Source organism: Sporanaerobium hydrogeniformans (genome assembly GCF_002735925.1).
GTDB lineage: Bacteria > Bacillota > Clostridia > Lachnospirales > Cellulosilyticaceae > Sporanaerobium > Sporanaerobium hydrogeniformans.
Window position 1 is genome coordinate 68439 of sequence record NZ_PEDL01000004.1, and the last position, 19258, is coordinate 87696.

The 19258-nt window shown below is 36.1% G+C and carries 20 protein-coding genes; 1 reads left to right on the forward strand and 19 read right to left on the reverse strand.

The window, feature by feature from the left end:
• Positions 1-30: 30 nt before the first annotated feature.
• Genes CS063_RS06025 through CS063_RS06040 form a run of 4 tightly spaced genes read right to left on the reverse strand, consistent with a single transcriptional unit; the run spans position 31 to position 3527 of the window.
• A complete protein-coding gene (locus CS063_RS06025; protein WP_099448794.1) occupies positions 31-741 on the reverse strand; it encodes an ABC transporter ATP-binding protein in 711 nt (236 codons plus the stop codon).
• Positions 738-1532, reverse strand: coding sequence for an ABC transporter permease (locus CS063_RS06030; RefSeq protein WP_099448795.1), 795 nt, complete (start codon positions 1530-1532; stop codon positions 738-740). The genes CS063_RS06025 and CS063_RS06030 overlap by 4 nt, the downstream gene beginning before the upstream one ends.
• A 2-nt stretch (positions 1533-1534) precedes the next feature.
• Entirely contained in the window at positions 1535-2506 is a 972-nt protein-coding gene (locus CS063_RS06035) for an ABC transporter substrate-binding protein (protein ID WP_099448796.1), read from the reverse strand.
• A gap of 19 nt (positions 2507-2525) precedes the next feature.
• Positions 2526-3527, reverse strand: coding sequence for a biotin synthase BioB (locus CS063_RS06040; protein WP_099448797.1), 1002 nt, complete (start codon positions 3525-3527; stop codon positions 2526-2528).
• 224 nt (positions 3528-3751) lie between these two features.
• Between CS063_RS06040 and CS063_RS06045 the strand changes: the two genes are divergently transcribed.
• A complete protein-coding gene (locus tag CS063_RS06045) occupies positions 3752-4618 on the forward strand; it encodes an SDR family oxidoreductase (protein WP_099448798.1) in 867 nt (288 codons plus the stop codon).
• A 75-nt stretch (positions 4619-4693) separates the two neighbouring features.
• Here the strand turns inward: CS063_RS06045 and CS063_RS06050 are convergent, their stop codons facing one another.
• The 15 genes from CS063_RS06050 to ftsE all read right to left on the reverse strand — a co-directional run bounded on the left by CS063_RS06050 (position 4694) and on the right by ftsE (position 19247).
• On the reverse strand, positions 4694-4891 hold the full coding sequence (locus tag CS063_RS06050) for a DUF1858 domain-containing protein (protein WP_308415439.1): 198 nt from the start codon (positions 4889-4891) through the stop codon (positions 4694-4696).
• Between the two features lie 200 nt (positions 4892-5091).
• Positions 5092-5514: a PBECR3 domain-containing polyvalent protein gene (locus CS063_RS06055; protein ID WP_099448799.1), complete on the reverse strand. Its 423-nt coding sequence runs from the start codon at positions 5512-5514 to the stop codon at positions 5092-5094.
• 145 nt (positions 5515-5659) lie between these two features.
• Entirely contained in the window at positions 5660-6064 is a 405-nt protein-coding gene (locus tag CS063_RS06060; protein ID WP_099448800.1) for a PaaI family thioesterase, read from the reverse strand.
• Positions 6065-6184: 120 nt separating this feature from the next.
• Positions 6185-6676 carry a DUF523 domain-containing protein gene (locus CS063_RS06065; protein ID WP_099448801.1) on the reverse strand — a complete coding sequence of 164 codons (492 nt, stop codon included), beginning with the start codon at positions 6674-6676 and terminating at the stop codon, positions 6185-6187.
• Between the two features lie 18 nt (positions 6677-6694).
• Entirely contained in the window at positions 6695-7846 is a 1152-nt protein-coding gene (locus CS063_RS06070; RefSeq protein WP_099448802.1) for an HlyD family secretion protein, read from the reverse strand.
• A 55-nt stretch (positions 7847-7901) separates the two neighbouring features.
• Positions 7902-8573 carry an ABC transporter ATP-binding protein gene (locus tag CS063_RS06075; RefSeq protein ID WP_099448803.1) on the reverse strand — a complete coding sequence of 224 codons (672 nt, stop codon included), beginning with the start codon at positions 8571-8573 and terminating at the stop codon, positions 7902-7904.
• Positions 8574-8586: 13 nt separating this feature from the next.
• Positions 8587-11088: an ABC transporter permease gene (locus CS063_RS06080; RefSeq protein ID WP_099448804.1), complete on the reverse strand. Its 2502-nt coding sequence runs from the start codon at positions 11086-11088 to the stop codon at positions 8587-8589.
• A 17-nt stretch (positions 11089-11105) separates the two neighbouring features.
• Complete coding sequence (locus tag CS063_RS06085) at positions 11106-12368, reverse strand: glycoside hydrolase family 3 protein (RefSeq protein ID WP_099448805.1); 1263 nt, start codon at positions 12366-12368, stop codon at positions 11106-11108.
• A 310-nt stretch (positions 12369-12678) separates the two neighbouring features.
• Positions 12679-13191, reverse strand: coding sequence for a hypothetical protein (locus CS063_RS06090; RefSeq protein ID WP_099448806.1), 513 nt, complete (start codon positions 13189-13191; stop codon positions 12679-12681).
• A 125-nt stretch (positions 13192-13316) separates the two neighbouring features.
• Positions 13317-13958, reverse strand: a complete 642-nt coding sequence (locus tag CS063_RS06095) for a hypothetical protein (RefSeq protein WP_099448807.1) — start codon at positions 13956-13958, stop codon at positions 13317-13319.
• Between the two features lie 9 nt (positions 13959-13967).
• Positions 13968-15128, reverse strand: a complete 1161-nt coding sequence (locus CS063_RS06100; RefSeq protein ID WP_099448808.1) for a S41 family peptidase — start codon at positions 15126-15128, stop codon at positions 13968-13970.
• Positions 15129-15215: 87 nt separating this feature from the next.
• Positions 15216-16388, reverse strand: coding sequence for a S41 family peptidase (locus tag CS063_RS06105; protein WP_099448809.1), 1173 nt, complete (start codon positions 16386-16388; stop codon positions 15216-15218).
• A 155-nt stretch (positions 16389-16543) separates the two neighbouring features.
• Positions 16544-17668 carry a murein hydrolase activator EnvC family protein gene (locus CS063_RS06110; RefSeq protein WP_099448810.1) on the reverse strand — a complete coding sequence of 375 codons (1125 nt, stop codon included), beginning with the start codon at positions 17666-17668 and terminating at the stop codon, positions 16544-16546.
• 9 nt (positions 17669-17677) lie between these two features.
• Complete coding sequence (gene ftsX, locus CS063_RS06115; RefSeq protein ID WP_180270709.1) at positions 17678-18571, reverse strand: permease-like cell division protein FtsX; 894 nt, start codon at positions 18569-18571, stop codon at positions 17678-17680.
• Positions 18540-19247, reverse strand: a complete 708-nt coding sequence (gene ftsE, locus CS063_RS06120; RefSeq protein WP_099448812.1) for a cell division ATP-binding protein FtsE — start codon at positions 19245-19247, stop codon at positions 18540-18542. The genes ftsX and ftsE overlap by 32 nt, the downstream gene beginning before the upstream one ends.
• Positions 19248-19258 lie beyond the last annotated feature (11 nt).

Consider the following 19258-nt stretch of genomic DNA (forward strand, 5'->3'; position numbering starts at 1 on the left):
TCTCTCCTTTTATTAAAATAACAAAACTGATTATAATAAAGCCTTATAAATAGCACTTCTACATTCTGAAAGTTTATCTTTCTTTACTTCTATACTTGCACGTATGCGCCCTGGTCTTTCAGTAAATACAACAACCTGTTCTGAAATACGTAGTGCCTCCTCCACATCATGTGTCACAAAAAGAACTGTTAATTGAAGCTTTTCCCATACAGTTAGAAGTAAATCTTGCATTTTCTCTCTTAACCGGGCATCAAGCGCTGCAAAAGGCTCATCCATAAGTAACATTGGAGGTCTTAAGACAAGAACGCGTGCGAGTGCTACCCTCTGCTTCATTCCACCTGAAAGCTCATTAGGATAAGCATCTTTAAATGCCTCTAGTCCTACCCAAGTAAGCATCTGTCTTACGGCTCTTTTCCTTTCCTTAATAGGTACGTGTTGCCTTTTAAGACCAAACTCCACATTTTGTGAAACCGTTAGCCAATCAAACAATGCGGGTGACTGAAAAACCATACACGGTTTCTGCCCGTTCATTGCTTGTAGACATACCTCACCTGTATCTGCTGTTTCAAAACCTCCAATAATATTGAGAAGTGTACTTTTTCCACATCCACTTGGACCAATCAAAGCTGTAATTTTTCCATGTGGTGGCTCAAAAGTTAACTTATCAAGTGCATACACCTTATCGCCATTAGTTCCTAAAAAGCTTTTGGTTACTTCATGAATAGAAATTCCTTTTTTCATCTTTCTTCCCTCCGTTTACGTAACTGTGGAGAAATTTTCTTACACAAATAAAGTAGTAGTCTATCTGTTGCTTTACTCATTATAGCAATTACTAGCATAGTAGCAAGTACAATATCTACATGGCCTAGCATACGTCCATCTGACATCACTGCACCTAAGCCCATAGATACGCCTGTAACTTCACCTAAAACCAAATAGGCCCAACTCACGCCAAGCCCTAATCTTAGTCCAACCGCTACTTGGGGAAAAGCTGCTGGGAAAATAACAGTAGCAAATAAGTTAAGCCCCCTAGCCCCCATCATACGTCCTGCACGCAAGATAAGAACAGGTACTTCTTTTGCTCCATGTGCTGTATTCATATAAATAGGGAAAAATGCTGCTAGAGAAATAAGAAATAATGTATTTCCTTCTCCTACACCAAACCAAACAATGGCAACTGGTAACCAACCAATGCCTGGTATAGCGCGAAGCATATTTAAAAATGGATCTACTAACCTTTGAAAAAGAGATACCCTCCCTGTTAAAAATCCAAGGGATATGCCCATTAACGTAGCCAGTGTAAAGCCACTAAGTACACGTCTTAAGCTACACAATAGATGGGAAAGTAAGGTTCCACTGTAGGGTGTTATGTTTAACGTTCCTGTTGCAAAATCTATAAGAACCATTATGAGCCGCTGGGGTGATGGCAGCTTATAGGCTGGTAGTGCACCAGAGGCACTTGCAATAAACCATATACATACGAGTACCGTTGGTAACACTACACCCATAGCATCTAACTTATATCTTCTCATACCTATTTCTTCTTTGCTTGCTGAATAAAGGATAAGTCAAACATAGCATCAATATCTGGAATGTTATCAATCATCCCTAACTGTAACATTTGCTCTGCTAAATTTTTTGCATTTTGAATATACATCTCATCAATCTCCCAGCCTAACTCTATATTATCAGCTGAAACCTCTAGTAATGCCTTGTCTGTTCCAAAGGAGGCAGCTTTCTCTAACCATGCATCACGATTCTTATTTTCATACTCTGTTGCAGCAATATGTGCATTCACTAACTTTTGTACCTTTCCAGGGTTCTCTTTAATCATATCCTCTGTCACAATCATAGCTGCATTAATCGTTCCAATACTATCATCAAAATAAGGGTAACTTAAAATACGTCCAAATCCCTCTTTTACTGCTTGAGAAGGATAAGGTTCTCCACTTAAAAAGGCATCAATTTCTCCACTTGCCAAGGCCTGTCCCATATCAAAGAAGTCAATACGTACTAAGGTAACATCCGTATCGGCATTAAGTCCTGCACGTTGAAGTACATCAAGTAACAAAACATGATGCATGGTTCCTGGTACATACCCAATGGTTTTGCCTTTAAGATCTGCCTCTTTTTTAATAGCTGAATCTTCTTTTACCACTAATGCTGAACATTTATTACATAAGCTTGCCACAATTTTAATTGGTTCACCACTTGCTCTAGCTGCAATAGCTGTTGGAAGAGTTGTACCTGTCATATCTAAGCTTCCTGCAAGTAATGCTACCTTTTGATCACCTGGATTTGTAAAAGGTAAAATTTCTACTTGGTCTCCTTTTGTTAAAAAATCCTCATAGAAAAAGGGTGTAAGTGTTTGAGCTGTTTTCCATGTTCCTACAGTTGCCTGCACTTTTTCAGTAGCTCTATTGTTACTCACCTTATTTTCACAACCAGCAAGTACCCCTACTAAAGTCACAGTAGTTATTAATAAACTAATAACTTTCTTTTTCATTGTCTCTACATTCCTTTCTCTATTCTCCTTCAGCAGTTGCATAAACTGTATAACCCGCTTTTTGAAACAATTCCTTAGCCTTTGTTGCATCAAACTGATTCCACTTACCACCACAGCAGCAGCTTGAATCCCGTGGTACTGAACCCGTTTCAATAACAGTCACATTGGCTCCAAACTCCATCTGTAGCTGTGAGCCTGGGTGCACGCAAATATCTGGTACATGAGAGCCACAAGCTAGTCGTGTCACAGCTATAATTTGTGCAAGGCGCTCTTCTTCAATCTGTGGATATACTCCTAGTGGTGTTCCTGGCACAGGAATACGAGCCATGGCACCTGTTACAATGGCATTGCAATTAGCTGCAAGTAAGCAAATATCTGCTATTTCCTCATTGCTATGTTCTATCCCAACAGGCTCTACTAAAAATACCAATTTCAGTGGTGATGCTTTTACTGCCTCTAAAGTTGCAATACGCACCTTAGGGTCAAAGTGAGTGTCTTTTCCTTCACCTAGTCGCAAAGAATGATAAATAAAATCTACACCACAGGTATGAAGCCAGTTTGCTGTCTCTAAATCAAATTCTCCAATATTAAGACCTAGTTCATATGTGCCCACGACGCGTGTTCGGATAGCTCGAATCATATCCATCAGTGCTTCTTTTGAATAAAACTCCGTAGTACGCAAAACAATCCAACGTACACCTTGCTGTACATACTCGCGTACTTGCTTTACAGTCTCCTCTTCGTCATATTTCCTCTCAGTGGTAACAATCCCCCACGCCTCTCCTAAGGAACAAAAATCACAATTCATGGAGCATGGGGCAAAATCAACACCGATTGCTCCCCAAAGATAGGCACGGTCATGTGTTAAGCGGCTTGTGACACGGCGTGCTGCAGCTCCCAATTCCTTCCATGTCTCGCTTCCTGTTTCAATGGCAAGCAATTGAATAATAGAGTCTCTCGGTAAGAGTTTTCCCGTTTCTGCCTGTGCCTCGGCATATGCAATTATTTCTAAATCTGTCATATCGCACCTTCCTTTATTATTAGACTTACTCCTATATACTATAAACTTATACTACAATTTTTTAGGTCATTCATGTTTGTAATATTATTTGATTTTAATAAATTATTTCGTTTTTACTTTGTATTCTTCTGTAAAAATTTTGTTAAATATCCCTTTACGTTATAAAATATACTTTTATTCACATACTAACTACATACGACTCTATTTTAACTAGGAGGACTACTATGAACTTTCCAACATCTTTTCCACCGCAACATCAAGAGCAACATCCAGGTATTGAATCACTTATGTCTCCTTTACCAATCTACGATGACCCTCACTATCTTCAAACAGGTACACTACTTCAAGACAAGGTAGCTATCATTACAGGAGGAGATAGTGGGATTGGACGTGCAGTTGCTATTGCTTATGCTAAACAAGGTGCTCATATCGTTATCCCTTTTTTAAATGAAACAGCCGATGCCAATCTCGTTAAACAACAAATCGAAACACTAGGTAGGAAATGTCTCCTCTTCCCTTGCGATTTAACACAAAAAAAAGACTGCCTTGCCATTGTTGATACTACACTTAAGCATTTTGAAAAAATAGATATCCTTATTAATAATGCAGCTGTGCAATACGAAGCAGCTACTTTAGATGCCATTTCTGATGAACAATTTGATAAAACCTTTAAAACGAATGTATATGGGGTTTTTTACCTCACGCAAGCAGCTCTTAAAGTGATGAAAGCAGGCAGTAGTATCATCATGACTTCTTCTGTGGTAGCTTTTCATGGAAATGAAACCTTAATTGATTATTCTATGACTAAAGGTGCACTTATGGCTATGACACGTTCTCTTTCTATCTGCCTTGCTAAAAATGGTTCAGGAATTCGTGTTAATGCAGTAGCTCCAGGACCTATTTGGACACCTTTTATCCCCTCCTCACTGGATGCAAAAGGAGTTTCACAATTCGGGAAAAATACACCTCTTGGTCGCGCTGGACAACCAGTAGAATGTGCCGGTGCTTATGTTTTCTTAGCCTCTGAAGCAGCTTCCTATATAACTGGTCAAACTATCCACATCAATGGCGGTGAAATTGTAAACGGCTGATAAAAGAGCACATAAAAATAAGCTGCCCAAACTATTTTGGGACAGCTTATTTACTATTTACTATTATACTCTTTATTAAGCTTGTACTACTACTTTATTTAATGCTTCTATAAGAGATGGAATATCCATACCATGTGCATTTGCACCTTGTTCGATTGTTTCAAAGTGTGCTGCTGCACAACCAAGGCAACCCATACCAAAAGCTGCAAATACGCCTGCTGCTGCTGGATATTTTTCTACGACTTCTATAATTCCCATTTCTTTTGTAATCATCTTTATTTCTCCTTCTTTCATCATAGACCTATGTATTTGTTTACTTTGATAGTAAAAAACACCCAATCACTTGGGTGTGCTATCCAAAAATAATAATTTGGCAAGCCGGCGTACCTTGCATCTCTGATTACTACCAAAAAGCAGCGCGTGGGGAGCCCTTTCCCACCTCAAATTATTACTTTTTAATACTATTTTATACACTAATTATACTGCACTTTTTTATCACAGTCAATGCAATTTTCTTTAAATCGACCACTAAAAATACGGTTTTCTAGCTTACTTGGTGTAATGGGATAAAAAGAAGCTACATAAATATAGTCTTCCTCTAAATCTACTTCTAAAGCTACTAATAAGTTTTTATCCAATTTCTTTACCAGCTCTAAGCTTGTGCCTACTTTTTTAGGATGACAACCTACATACTCAGGATTTGTGATAATCTCTTCGATATAATCTTCTATATGACTGATGATGTATTTCCCGAGATCCTTACCATGCTTTCGCATGACATGTTTCACTACACCCGGAGCCATATACACTTTTCCACTAAAAGGAAACTCTCCCAAGGTAGCTACTTCATGATTGATAAAACCAACTACATTACACTCATCCTTTGGTACTTTCATAGGCCCCTCCTAAATCTCTGTTCACATGAGGTATTTAGAGTATGTCTTATCTCTATTATACTCCGTTTTGATTCTTTTGTGACAAGATTTTCTAAAATTCTAGTCTTTATTTTAGACAAAAAGGGTAGTTTTTTTACCTATGTTTTTATAAACGGATAGTTACATCTTTCTTATAACCATTGACTACCATATGAGCTACATTAGTGCCAAGTTCATCTGTAATAATGACTTCATAGACACCAATACGTTTGCTCTCTGAAAGTCTTGTTGCTTCTGCTATAAGTTTTTTACCCTTGGCCACACTAATAAAAGAAATACTGTTATTAAGTGAAACAGTGAGTTGTCCACCTATATTAGCGGCTACCGCAAAAGCAAAGTCCCCTAGAGTAAAAATGGCTCCTCCCTGTACAGAGCCACCGGCATTATAGTGTTTTTCTTGTATTTGCATACTACAGCATGCTTTACCTTCTTCTGCCCATTCAATTTCTATACCTACACCTGTCGCAAACTTATCATCTTTAAAAAATTCCCTTACTCTCTCAATATCCATGTTGCTTACTCCTTGCACGTTATAGTTTATTCAACCTATATACTACAGTATCTCCTACTTCGTTTTTTTTATTATACGTCAAGTAGCTTGTAAATAGCAAACAAACAATCTGCAAAACATTTATTCATTAATTTGTTCCTCTAAAACGCTTAACTGATTCTCTCCTAAAATAAAGATGCCATTTTGATGCAAAAGTTCTGCAGTTATACCCATTCCTTCTTTTTTTTGCCCTGAAAAGCTCCCATCATAAATTGTCCCAAAACCACAAGAAGGACTATTTTCTTTTAAAAGAGCTACCTTACACCCAAATAGCTGTGCAAGCTTCAAGGTTTCTTCTGCTCCCTTAATAAAAGCCGTTGTTACTTCTACCCCACAACTCGTCCATGCGCTTCTTTCTTCCCCTCTAAGTTCTACTGGATTTCTCGGTGTTGTTAAACCACCAAGCTGCTCTGGGCATACAGGAATAAGATGATATTTTCCCTTTAAATTTAAAATTTCTTCTTTAAAGTTATTGCCTCCACTGTATTTACAGTTAATCCCTAACAGACATGCACTTACTAGAAGAGCTTGTTTTTCCTTGCTTCTTACTTGATTGCTCCCTTTAATGGTCATTGTATTACTCCTCTATCTTTATTTTAAGATTTTTACATCTACACCATACCCTAGCTTAATAAAAGCACCATGACCTGCCAAAGTAACATCTGCCTTCACAATCGTTTCACCACTTTCTTCAATGGCTTTATGAGCAATACGGCTAATTTGTCCCTTTATCACTTGTTCTTCGTCTGCATAACACTTTACTTCTGCCTGACTCCCTAATTTCACATCTTTAATAAAGCTCTCTGGTATATCTACTGTTGCCACAAGACTGGTCTCATCTACTAATTTTAAGGCGACACCTTGACCATCTCTTCCCACAAGGCAGCCTTCTTGTATGCCTAGCTTTTCTACAATACTATCTGTTTCTGCTATAATGTCTTTACCTTTTATATAACTCTTCCTTAATCTACTTTGCATTTCCTCAAGTTCAACCTCTGCTATACTCCTCCTAATAATTAGCTCATCTATCTCACTTTTATTTGAATAGGAGGTATTGCTTGCCTGCGTTTGTTTAACCTTTAAGCTCGCTGCTAAAGCATCAAGTTCTAACTGTTTTTCTGTCTTTGCTTTTTCTAGCTTAGCCTCTGCCTCCTTCAAAGTCTTTTCTTTACTCTGAATCCCAAGCTGAGCTTCATCTACTTCATTCTTCGCTAGACTTCCTGCTACATAAAGAGTTTCTAATACCTCATAGTCCTTCCTTGCCTTAGCAAGCACTCTCTCAGCTTCAGCTATTTCCTCTGTCTGCATCTTTAATTCAGGATCTGTTTCCTCTTGTAAAAGACGTTCTTTTAAAAGAAGCTCTTGCTTAATTTTACTTGCCTCTACACTTGTAGGATCTAAATTCTTTTCAAACTCTCCCAACTGTACCTCAAGAAGCTCCATTTCTTTTTCCTTTTTCAAGATACTTGTTTCATAGCTCTTTATATCAAGTGTTGCTAATTTATCTCCTTTTTTAACGCAGTCGCCTTCCTTCACATACAGTTTCTCTACAGTAGCCGGAAAATCAATATATATTTCTTTTGTCTGATTAGCTGTAATTTCACCAAAAACATCAATGCCTTCTTGAACCTCAGCTTCTATTTTTTCTGTTGTTACCTGCCCACTATTAGCTTCTTCACTCTTATTGCAGCCTACCAAAAGTATGCCTACTAGCATCCATACTACCCATTTCATCTTTTTCATTTCTCTTTCTCCCCTTCTTTCATACGAAACACACTCTTATTATTGAGCTAGCTTCTTAACAAATGTACCCATCTCTTACCTTGATAAGATGGGTGCCATACTCTGCTGCTTCCTTGGAATGTGTCACTTGAATAATGGTTTTATCTTGTTCTTTATTAATACGTTGTAAAAGCTCCATAATCTCTATCCCTGTCTTACTATCTAGATTCCCAATAGGTTCATCTGCAAAAATAATATCTGGCTGATTAATAAGAGCTCTGGCTATAGCCACTCGTTGTTGCTGCCCACCAGATAATTCCCTAGGTGTATGTTTTCGTCTTTCCTTAAGCCCTACTATTTCAAGTATTGCTTCTAAATCCTCTTGATGTGCTTTCATCTTTTTACCGTCTAACAAAATAGGTAGCATAATATTTTCTTCTACATTTAGATTTGGAATTAGGTTATAAAACTGAAATACAAAACCAATATCACTTCGTCGCATTTTACTCTCTTCCTCATCTTTCATCTTACTCATTTCTTTACCATTAATTAAAATCTTTCCTGATGTAGGTGTATCTAATCCCCCTAAAAGATAAAGAAGAGTACTCTTACCTGAACCAGAAGGCCCCATAATAGAGTAAAAGCTTCCTTTTTTAATTTCTAAATTGATATCTTTTAAGATCTCTACTGTTGCATTTCCTAATGCATAGCTCTTACATAGGTTTTGCGTTTCTATTACATTTTCCATTTACTTCCCTCACTTATTCATATTTAATAGCTTCAATAATATTGAACTTTGAAGACTTACTTGCAGGTGTAATAGAAGCCATAATTGTCACACCTATTGCCCCTATTACATATAGCCATAGTACACTTTTTATAAAATGCATAGGTATTGGACATTGCATACCTTCTAATATATAAGGCGAAATCTTAAACATGCCCCATCCTGTAACGATGCCAATAATTGCCCCCAGTATCCCTAAGGCTAATGCTTCTAAAAATACCATTTGCATGATTTGCCGCTTACTCATACCAATTGAACGCAAAACAGCTAGGTTTTGCTTTCTCTCAATAAAGCTAATAAATAGATTGTTAACAATCCCTACAATTCCAATGATAACAGCTAATATTGAAAAAGCTACCATCATCATCATCATTTGGTCATTACTCTCTTTGTTACTCTGTTTCATGGAACGGATCAAACGTCCACTTAAATAACGATTTTCATATTTTTTTTGCAATTTATTTAAAGCTTCCTCTTCATCGTCACTAGTAAGTAGGTAAGCATTGTCATAATATCTCTTATTCATATCGAGCTTTAAATATTTTTCACTCATAAGGGCATAGTTGCCATTGTTCATAAAAGTATTCATAAAGCCAAGTACTGTGTAAATACGGTTTCCCTTTGGTGTAGCAATGCTTAATTTATCTCCTTCCTTGACACCATAACGATCTTTAAGGATCTTTGTAAGAATTAGGTATCGATCTTCATTAATCTTCCCTAGTAATTCCTCCTTTTTTCCCATATAGTCTAGTTGTACATGCCTATCATACTCAGGACCAGTTATACCTTCTACCCACCAGATTTCTGCTTCCCACTCCTGCACTTTAATAGCTGCTTGCTCATAAACAGGGACTACATCTTCTACCCCTTTTTCACTTTCTAAAGCTCTTGCCGCTCCTTTATCCATGTTTTCCATCCATACTACCATATCGGACTGGAAGGTCTGGTCATAGAAATTTAAGACTTCTACTTGTACATTGATACTAATATTTACAATAAAGAGAAGCATTGACACACCTAAGGTAATGAGGGTAATACTATTTAACATATTTTTATTAGCTTTAATATTTCTTACTGCTAAAACCCCTATATTTCCAAAGACAACTTCAAAAATCCCTTGTAAAGTATAAGAAGTCCACCTTACTAAGGTTGGTAAAAGGTTGATAACTCCTATAATCAGAAAGGTGAGAGAGAGTGATGATAAAATCATCATATTTTGTCCGTTAGTTAGTTGAAGTACCCCTATGCTTATGAATAAGCTTACCGTCCCTATTATACTTTTTCTCACCTTTTTCTTTTTATATCCGCCTCCATTACCTAGCACAATATCTTTAACGGGTATTTTCCCTACCTTTAAAATAGGAAGCATACTACTTATTACACTAACTAAAAGGGAAAAGCAGAAAGTAATAAAGCATCTTACTCCCCCAACCTCCATTTTTATCTTTTTAGCACCCTCTAGCTCCCCTGTTGATAAAAATTGAAGCATTAGGAAAAGAATTAAAAAACCTAGTAAAATAGCGCAAATCCCACCAATAATACCATAGCCTATACTTTCTAGAAGCAGTACCCTATTTACCATGCGTTTGCTTGCTCCTATACTTCGAAAGGTACCTATTACTGGAAGCTTTTCAAGGGTAATTACCTTAAAGGAAGAATGCACAATATAGATACTCATAAAAGTAACTAGTACAGTCATCATGAGAAGGGGCTGTGCAATCCAAGAAATGCTTTCTTCTAGATCCTTCCTATCAACAAACTCTTTTACCTCTGCCTTAGGATAAGCTACTCTTAGCTTCTCAATTAACTCATCAATCGTTATCTTTTCTGCAGCTGACTTCATATAGATAAGAGTAGGCTTTTGCTCCGTTCCAAAGAACTGGCTAAGAGCACTAAAACGCATTAATCCCTTTGCCTCTTCTGTTTCACTACCAAATAGTCCCTGTGGATAAGCTATGCCATAAATCACTAGCTTTCTTTTTTTCTCCCCAATTCGCATTTCAAAGCTATCCCCTACTTGAAGCTTATATTTCTCAGCTGTCTTTTGACTGATAATAAGACTTCTATCATCAAAGGTTGCCCCTGAAAGCTGTTGTTTTAAGACAAGTTTATTCATTTTAATATAATCTTCAAGTTCTATTCCTGTTAACTGAATCGTATCATAGCCCTTGTCTTTTTTTTCATAAAGCCCATTTCCTGTAATCACTGGAATAATATAGTCTGCTAGAGCTTCTAGCTGCTGTGCAGGATGCATACTAAGGAGATTTGTATCCATCTTTTTGCCTGCATAGATATGAATCTCTACATTTCCTCCTGTCTCCCTTATTTTATCTGTTTGCATCTGAACCACTGAAGCAGATAAGGCTGTAGAGGCTAAATAGAGAGCTCCTGCTAAAGCTACAGCTAATACTACCAAAAAAGTACGCATTTTCTTTTCTGTAATAGATTTTATCAAGTATTTTAATATAATTTGCATAATCCCTTACTCTTTCTCTATTTTATAATTTCCATCTTATACTTCCATGCCAAAGTACGACTTACAGCTTCATCAATAAGTGCTTCCTCTATCTCTCCGTGCTTTACAGCTGCTAACACTGCTGCACAGCTCTCTTCTAAATCAGAAATAAGGATTAAATCATTGCCTGCTTGAAGTGCCAACACTGCTGGGTGTATCTCTCCTGAAAAAAGGGAAATGGCTTCCATTGCTAAATCATCCGTCATAATCACACCTGTAAAGCCTAATTCCTCTCTTAAAAGCTTATGTACCTTAGAAGATAAAGACGCTGGATATTCACTATCCATTGCTTCTACAATAGAGTGAGAAACTAATATGCTCTCTACTCCTTGTTCAATTCCTTTTTGAAAAGGAATAAGATCAACTTCCTTAAAACTTCTTAAAGGTCTTGTATCTCTTACTAAATCCGTATGGGTATCTCCATTACTTCCATACCCTGGGAAATGCTTAAGTGTGCTAGCAAGCTTTGCCTTTTGCATAGCTTTTACAACAGTTACTACGTATTCTGCTGTTTCTAATGCCTGTTTACCAAAGGCTCTCCCATACATATAGGCACTTGGCTCATTAGTCACATCTGCTACTGGTGCTAAATTAAGACTAATCCCTAGCTCCTTAAGAAGCTTTGCCTTAGCAACTGCATCTTGTCTTATAGCTTCTAGCCCCCCTTCTTGTTCCAAAGCCTGTGGTGATTTAAAAGGTGCTTTGGCAAGCTGTGGATTACTGCTAATACGCACAACACTTCCTCCTTCCTCATCTACCGCCATCAGCATGGGCAGGGTACTTGCTTCCTGATAAGCATTTATTGTATTTATTACTTCTTCCTTTGTCTTATCTTTAAAATCACGACTAAAAAGCACATAACCAGCTGGTTTTAGATTCTTTATTTGCTCAATAGCTCCTACATCTGGACATCTAGCTAAAAAAAGCTGTCCTACCTTCTCTTCTAAACTCATTGTAAGTAGCTTTTCTTTTGCTTGCTTTTCATAAAATCTAAAGACAGTTTGTGGTTCTGACGCTGTAAGCTGCTCTTTGGAGTTCATCACTTTATTTTCTTCCAACACCTTAGGTGCATTTTCTATTGGTTGCTTTTTATTCATCTCTAATGTAACTTCCCCTATTTGTTTTTTCTGTGGTAGCTTATAAAATAGTATAAGAAAGCACCCTATACTAACTAGAGCTAATAGCAAAAATAAACCATATATCTTCTTTTTGACTTTTCTTTTTTCTGATGAGCCCTTCATTTGATCCCTCCTGCTTATTCGTCATATTCTACACAAACACTTCATAAGACAACTTCTCTTCTTTATTTTTCCTACTATGCATCTTATTGTTGCTTATACTATATTCAATTATTATTTATTTTAACTTTATACATACCTCACCTAGTGAAGTATTTTACATTTTATATGATACTCATATATACCTCACCTGTCAATGTATATTTTTTAAAAAATCATTATTAACAATATTTTTAAACTCATATCAATTTTCTACACCAAAAAGCTAAGTAAGAATTTATGAATTCTTACTTAGCTTTCTTTATTTCTCTATTTAAGCTACTCTTTTTCCCTCTTTTTTAAGGTCATTAGCTAGTTTTTGAACCTCTTTAATGTTCCAGGTCATTCGCATCATTGCCCCAAAACCTATTCCACATAATATAAATAAAATGAAACTAACTCCTTCTGCAATAGCACTAAAATGATATATATCAAAAAGAACTATCCAACACAAAAGTCCCCAACCTAATACACCTTCTGAAAAAATATAGCGCCATTTCATACTTTTATCCCACACTTCTTTGATAAGTAGCTCCTTATAAACCCCCCAAGAAATAAAACCCTGTATAAAACCGATTGGCATAAGTACTAGTAATTTAATAAACACACTCACTAAGAAGTTTTGAGGATGACGTATCAGCTCTCCAAAAAAAATACCTATTATAGCCTCCACAATAAGTGCAGGTCCAATAGCTCTCCCCAAAACCCCAAACTGCCAAATAAACTTCTGTTTTTGTTCCCTAATGATACATGTTAAAATTTTTCTTATTAGCCTTTGTTTTGTCATCCCTTTCTCCTCCTCCTGTGCTGTTTACCCATAGTTTTCTATCTATTAATTACAAACATTCCTTCTCCTTCATTATAATCCTATGTTTTTTATCTGCCAACTTAAAATAAATTAAATTTTCTATATTATTCTATTTTATAATGAATAAGTGTTAGTATTTCATGCAAAAGTGGCATGAAAAGAAGTGCAACCTCTAATCTGAGATTCTTTTTTACTAAAATCCAACCTAGGCAAGTCATACATGCACCATATAAAAAAATGCATCCTCCCATGAACTTAAACTTCTTAACTGGTTTTAATGAAGTTGTATCATCACTATATACCATAAACATAGGAATAAATAAAAGTTTATAAGAAAATAAAAAAAGAGGGACTAGCCAACTTAAATAAGTTTGGTATCCCTCTACTTTTTCTTTTCCTTTGTACCCCTTAACAGGCACTATAGCTTTGGGTGCCTCCCAATAAGCCATTATCCCTTCTGCCATATGTAATAATCCTACTAAGAGTATAAGCTGCCTATAAGGCACTATAAACCATTTGCTAGGTAGCCCTAAATAACTACTTATGTTATAAACCCCATATAAAATAGGAACACTGTATGCCAAACAGTACCACCTACTTTGAAAAGCTCCAGCTATGAGACTAATGGGGAGTAACCAAAATAAATTAAAAGTAAGAGGCCATGGGCCTCCTACTCTATTCATTACAAAACTAATACCTATCCCTATAAAACATCCCATTATCCATCTTTTTAATTTATTTTCCATCTCATCCTCCTATTTGATTTCTTTTTTTACAACCTCTATAGCTTTTTGGAGTTGAGTATCTTCTTTATCTTCTAGCTTGCCTTTTGTAAGTGCATTGGTAGTTAAGCTAACTTTATAGTTTGGTTCAATCCCAATACCTTGGATACACACACCGCTTGGTGTGAAATATTTAGCTGTGGTAAGCTTAAGGGCTGAACCATCTGTAAGGGGTACAATGCTTTGAACAACCCCTTTGCCAAATGTGGTTTCACCTACAAGCTGCGCACGTTTATGATCCTTAAGTGCACCTGAAAGCACCTCTGAAGCACTAGCACTATCTCCATTTACCAAAACAACGATAGGGATAGCATTGTAGGTATCATCTGCATAAATTTCTTCTACCTTACCATTTTTGTCTTTTGTGGAAACAATAAGTCCCTTTGGTATAAGTTCATCTACAATTTTAGTCGTAACTTGCAATAACCCTCCTGGATTATTACGAAGGTCGAGAACTATACCTTTTGCTTTTTCTTTTTCCAGGTCATTTAAAGCTTTTACAAATTGTTCATGGGTTAACTCTTCGAACTGAGTAATTTTGATGTAACCAATATGTTTTTCTAACATACGAGAACTTACAGAAGGATACGTTATATTTTTACGAGTAAGCACTAAATCATAAACCTTTTGCTCTGAAGGCCTATAAACGCTAACATTAACGGTTGTATCTGGTGGTCCTTTAATCATTTTAGGGACATTTTCAAAATCATCCCCAGTAATGGTCTGACCTTCTGCCTTAATAATTTTATCCTTTGGCAAAATGCCTACTTCTTTAGCTGGAGAGTTTTCAAATACCTCTGTTACTACAATGGTATTGTCAGTAGCATCAACTGTCATCTGTACACCTATCCCTGCATAGACACCACTTGATTTTTCTTTAAAGCTTGCATATTCTTCTGAAGTGTAGTAATTGGTGTAAACATCCCCTACTCCTGCTACAAATCCTTTATAAATCCCTTCCTGCATCTTATCCTTATTAACTTCGCCTACAAAATAATCATTAATAACTGCTTCTATCGCTAATAATTTTTTATCTACATAATAGTACTTATCAATGAAACCTGCTCCCACCAATACTATTGTTGACAATAAAAAACCTATAGCAGCACCTCGAAAAAAGCTATTTTTTTTCATCAATGCTACCTCCTTTATAAATGTGTGACTGTTTTTAGTGTGCCTTATTTTAACATTCTTATCCTTATCAGTTTTTTCCTTTAAAGCTTAAAATTGCTCCAAAGCTTTCATAAGCTGTGCATCATTTTTAAGAGATATTTCACCACTTGTCATCAGCTCAACAGCTGATTCAACAGTGTTTTTTATAGCAATATCAGGTGCAATGCCCTTACCTTTTAGGCTGACTTCACTTATACTGTAAATAATACCCGTTGTAACACGAACCCCCGTCTTATCTTTTAAATCTATACACTGTGTTACCACACCATTTCCACTGGTAATACTCCCTACGACTGGCATTTTCTTTACTTCTTTTAAAGTACTTACCATGGCCTCTACAGTACCACTTGTTCCCTCATTTACTAATAGAACGACTTTTCCATCATAACTTATTCCTGCATTTCCTTTATACTCTTTAAAGTTACCTGTTTTGTCTTGTACTTTGAAAAGAAGCTGATCTTCTATAAACAAGTCGCAAATCTCTACAATTTCTTCAAGATTCCTACTGGTAAGATAGCGGACATCTAAAATCACATCTTTAACTTGCTTTTCTTTAAAACTTTTTAAGGCCTCTGCTAATTCCTCACTGGTATCTGGGGTAATAGTCTTCATTTCTATGTAGCCTCTATTTCCCTCTAAAATCTCAGTCTTTAAACCCGGAATATGGATCACCTCTGAAACAAGTTCTACTGTTCGACTCTCTTTACCTGAATTATCTTGTATGACATAAGTTACCTTTTGGCTACCTGTATAAGCTAACTTTTCATAAAGCCCTACTTGATTAGCCATTCGCACACCTATCTCATCAATTTGGATAATTTTATCCCCTACCTTAATCCCTGCTTTTTCAGCAGGTGAGTTCTCTAATACTTGTGTAACTATAATTTCATTCCCACTTATACCCCAAGTAAAAAATATACCTGTTCCTATATATTGTCCTTTTTCAAAGATTTTTTCTGCCGCATATTCCTCTTCATTTAAATAAACTGTACTTGGATCCTCTAAGCCACTTACATAACCTGCATACAAACTATCCATGATCTTTTGCTGATCCATATCACCTAAAAAGCTATAGTCTAAATACTTATTCAGTTGATTCATCTTACTTCTTGAATACTGAGGAGCCGTAAAACGTTCTAAATTGCAACCAACAATTGTTCCCATTACACTTACGCTTACGACCATCCCTGTTAAAATCCCTATTATCTTTTTTATTTTCAAAGGTCTCTCTCCTTATGTGCCCATTATTTTTTTATCATTGTATTCCTTTTTTCTTTAGCAAGCAATACTTAAACATTTAAAAAGAAGCAACTCTATAATAATATATTAGTTACTTCTTTTATGTATGTTCTTATACTGTTAGTTTACCCAAAATCTTATTTTTTACTAAGATAATTCCAAGGACTTGTATGTGCACCATTTACACGTACTTCAAAATGGCAATGATTACCTGTAGAATACCCTGTGCTCCCTATTTTAGCAACAGTTTGTCCTTTTTTCACTGTATCACCCTTTTGAACTACCAAGGAAGAGTTGTGTCCGTAAAGACTTACTAAACCACTTCCATGATTAATCATGATCGTATAACCGTAACCATTTATCCAACCTGAAGTAATAACGACTCCATCAGCAGCAGCTACTACAGGTGAGCCATAGGAAGCAGGAATATCTATCCCTGTATGAAATTCTCTAAGTCCAGAAATAGGACTTGTTCTTGAATTGTACTGTGAACTTAATTGATAAAAACCTGGTACTGGCCACCCAAATTTTCCTCCTGCATATTTCAGGTTACTTGCAGCTGTTAACCTTTTTATCTCTGCTTCTAACTTCTTAGACTCTTCTTCCATCTCTTTAATCTGAGCCTTGAGTTTATCTTCTTCACCTGCTAGCTGGCTAATAGCTTTATCCTTTTCTTCTCTAGCAGCTTGCAGTTCATGCTTACGACTTACTTGCTCTTCAAAAAGTGTATCTAGCTCAACCTTTTCTTCTTCAATAAGCTTTTTTTGCTCATCGATTACCCGTATTTGCTCTTCATAGCTCACTAATGTATTATTATCTTTTTCTGAAATACGTTTAATATATTCTACGCGATTAAGCGCTTCCCAAAAGCTTCCTGAAGAAAAAACAATTTGCAAATACCCTATTTTGCGATTTTTGTACATTTGTACCATTCGCTTTTTGGTATCCTCATACTGCTCTTCTTTTTTTTCAGTAGCTACTTCCAGTGCTGCCTCACTCTTTTCAATAGCCTCTTCCTTTTCTGCTAACTGTACTTCTAATTGATCAATTTTATCTTGAATGCCTACAATCTGGGTATCTACCTTCTTAATTTCTTCTTTAATTTGCTTCTTTTTTTCTTCTGTTAAAGCAAGGCTATTTTTAGTTTCTTTTATTTCCTTTTGCGTATTACTTAACTCATTTTTTTTACTTGATAAACTAGAAGCATACAGAGGGGTGAGTATTAATAAAAAACTCAAAAATAAAGCTAGTTTTTTCCTCATATTTACCTCCTACACCTTCAAATGTTTATGTACAGAAACGCCACTACCTATTAATCCGATACCAATGCCTATACTTAAGTAAATAGGAATAAGTTCTCTCATGATTTCTTTTACTTCTAATAGATGGAAACCATTTAATAAGCTTAATAGATGAGTTATCATAAACTCATGAACACTATTATAAAGTAGAATTATACATACAATTGAAACAAGGGAACCTATAAAACCAATGACAATTCCTTCTATCAGAAATGGTAAACGAATAAACCAGTCTGTGGCACCTATATATTTCATAATATTAATTTCTTTTCGTCTAATATAAACTGTTAACTTAATGGTGTTGGCCATTAACAGTAAACCAATAATAATTAGGCAAACACTTATCCCCCATGAAACATAATTCACTGTATGATTAAGCTTCATAAAAATATCTGTTTCCTTTTGCAAATAGACAATTTCTAACTCACTATATTTTTTTAAACTCTCTGCTACTTGATCTTGAAATTCTATACTTTCAACCGTAAGTTCAAAGGATGCAGGAAGAGGATTATCTTTTTGAAAATCTTCAAATAAGGTATCACTTTCACTGTCATCACTAAAAATCTTAAGTGCTTCTTCCTTTGAAATATATTCTATATGGGTAATATGTGGAATGTTATTAAGCTCTTGCTGAATGGTTAAAATACGTTGTTCTTCTACTCCATCCTTTACATAAGCGGTAATACCGAACTTTGTTTCTACCTGTTTCAAGATGGTATCTATGTTGCTTCCTAAAGCATAGGAAACACCTAATATCAATAAACAAAGTACAATAGTGCCTGCAGAAGCTAACGCCATGATTCTATTTTTCCATAAGCTTATAATACCCTCTTTAAATAAATACTTGAGAGTATTCCATTTCATCGTCATAGCCTCCTTCTTGTATATCCTTCACTATATTGCCTTCTCTAATCTCTATGACCCTCTTTTTAAGGGAGTTAACAATCTCACGCTCATGTGTTGCCATGACAATAGTCACTCCCCTTTTATTGATATCTTGTAAGCAGTTCATAATTTCCCAAGACGTAGCAGGGTCTAAGTTCCCTGTAGGCTCATCTGCAATGAGAATAGGGCTATTGTTGACAATAGCACGTGCTAGGGCTGTTCGCTGCTGTTCCCCCCCCGAAAGCTCATTAGGATAACACCTTGCTTTTCGGGCAAGACCAACAAGCCCTAGCACAATAGGGACATTTTTACGAATATCTCTCCCACTTGCCCCTACAATTTGCATGGCAAAGGCCACATTTTCATAAACCGTTTTATTAGGAAGCAACCTAAAGTCTTGAAAAACAATCCCTATATCTCTTCTTAGATAAGGAATTTGCTTTGGTTTTAGCTTGGTTACATCTTTATTATTAATGATAATCTTACCATGGGTCGGTTCAATTTCCTTTAAAAGAAGTTTTAATAAGGTGGACTTCCCTGAGCCACTATTCCCAGTAATAAATACAAATTCTCCCTTCTCGATACTTAGGTTTGTATTATTTAACCCCACTGCCCCATTGGAATAAACCTTTGATACATTTTGTAAGTAAATCATATGCTATCCAC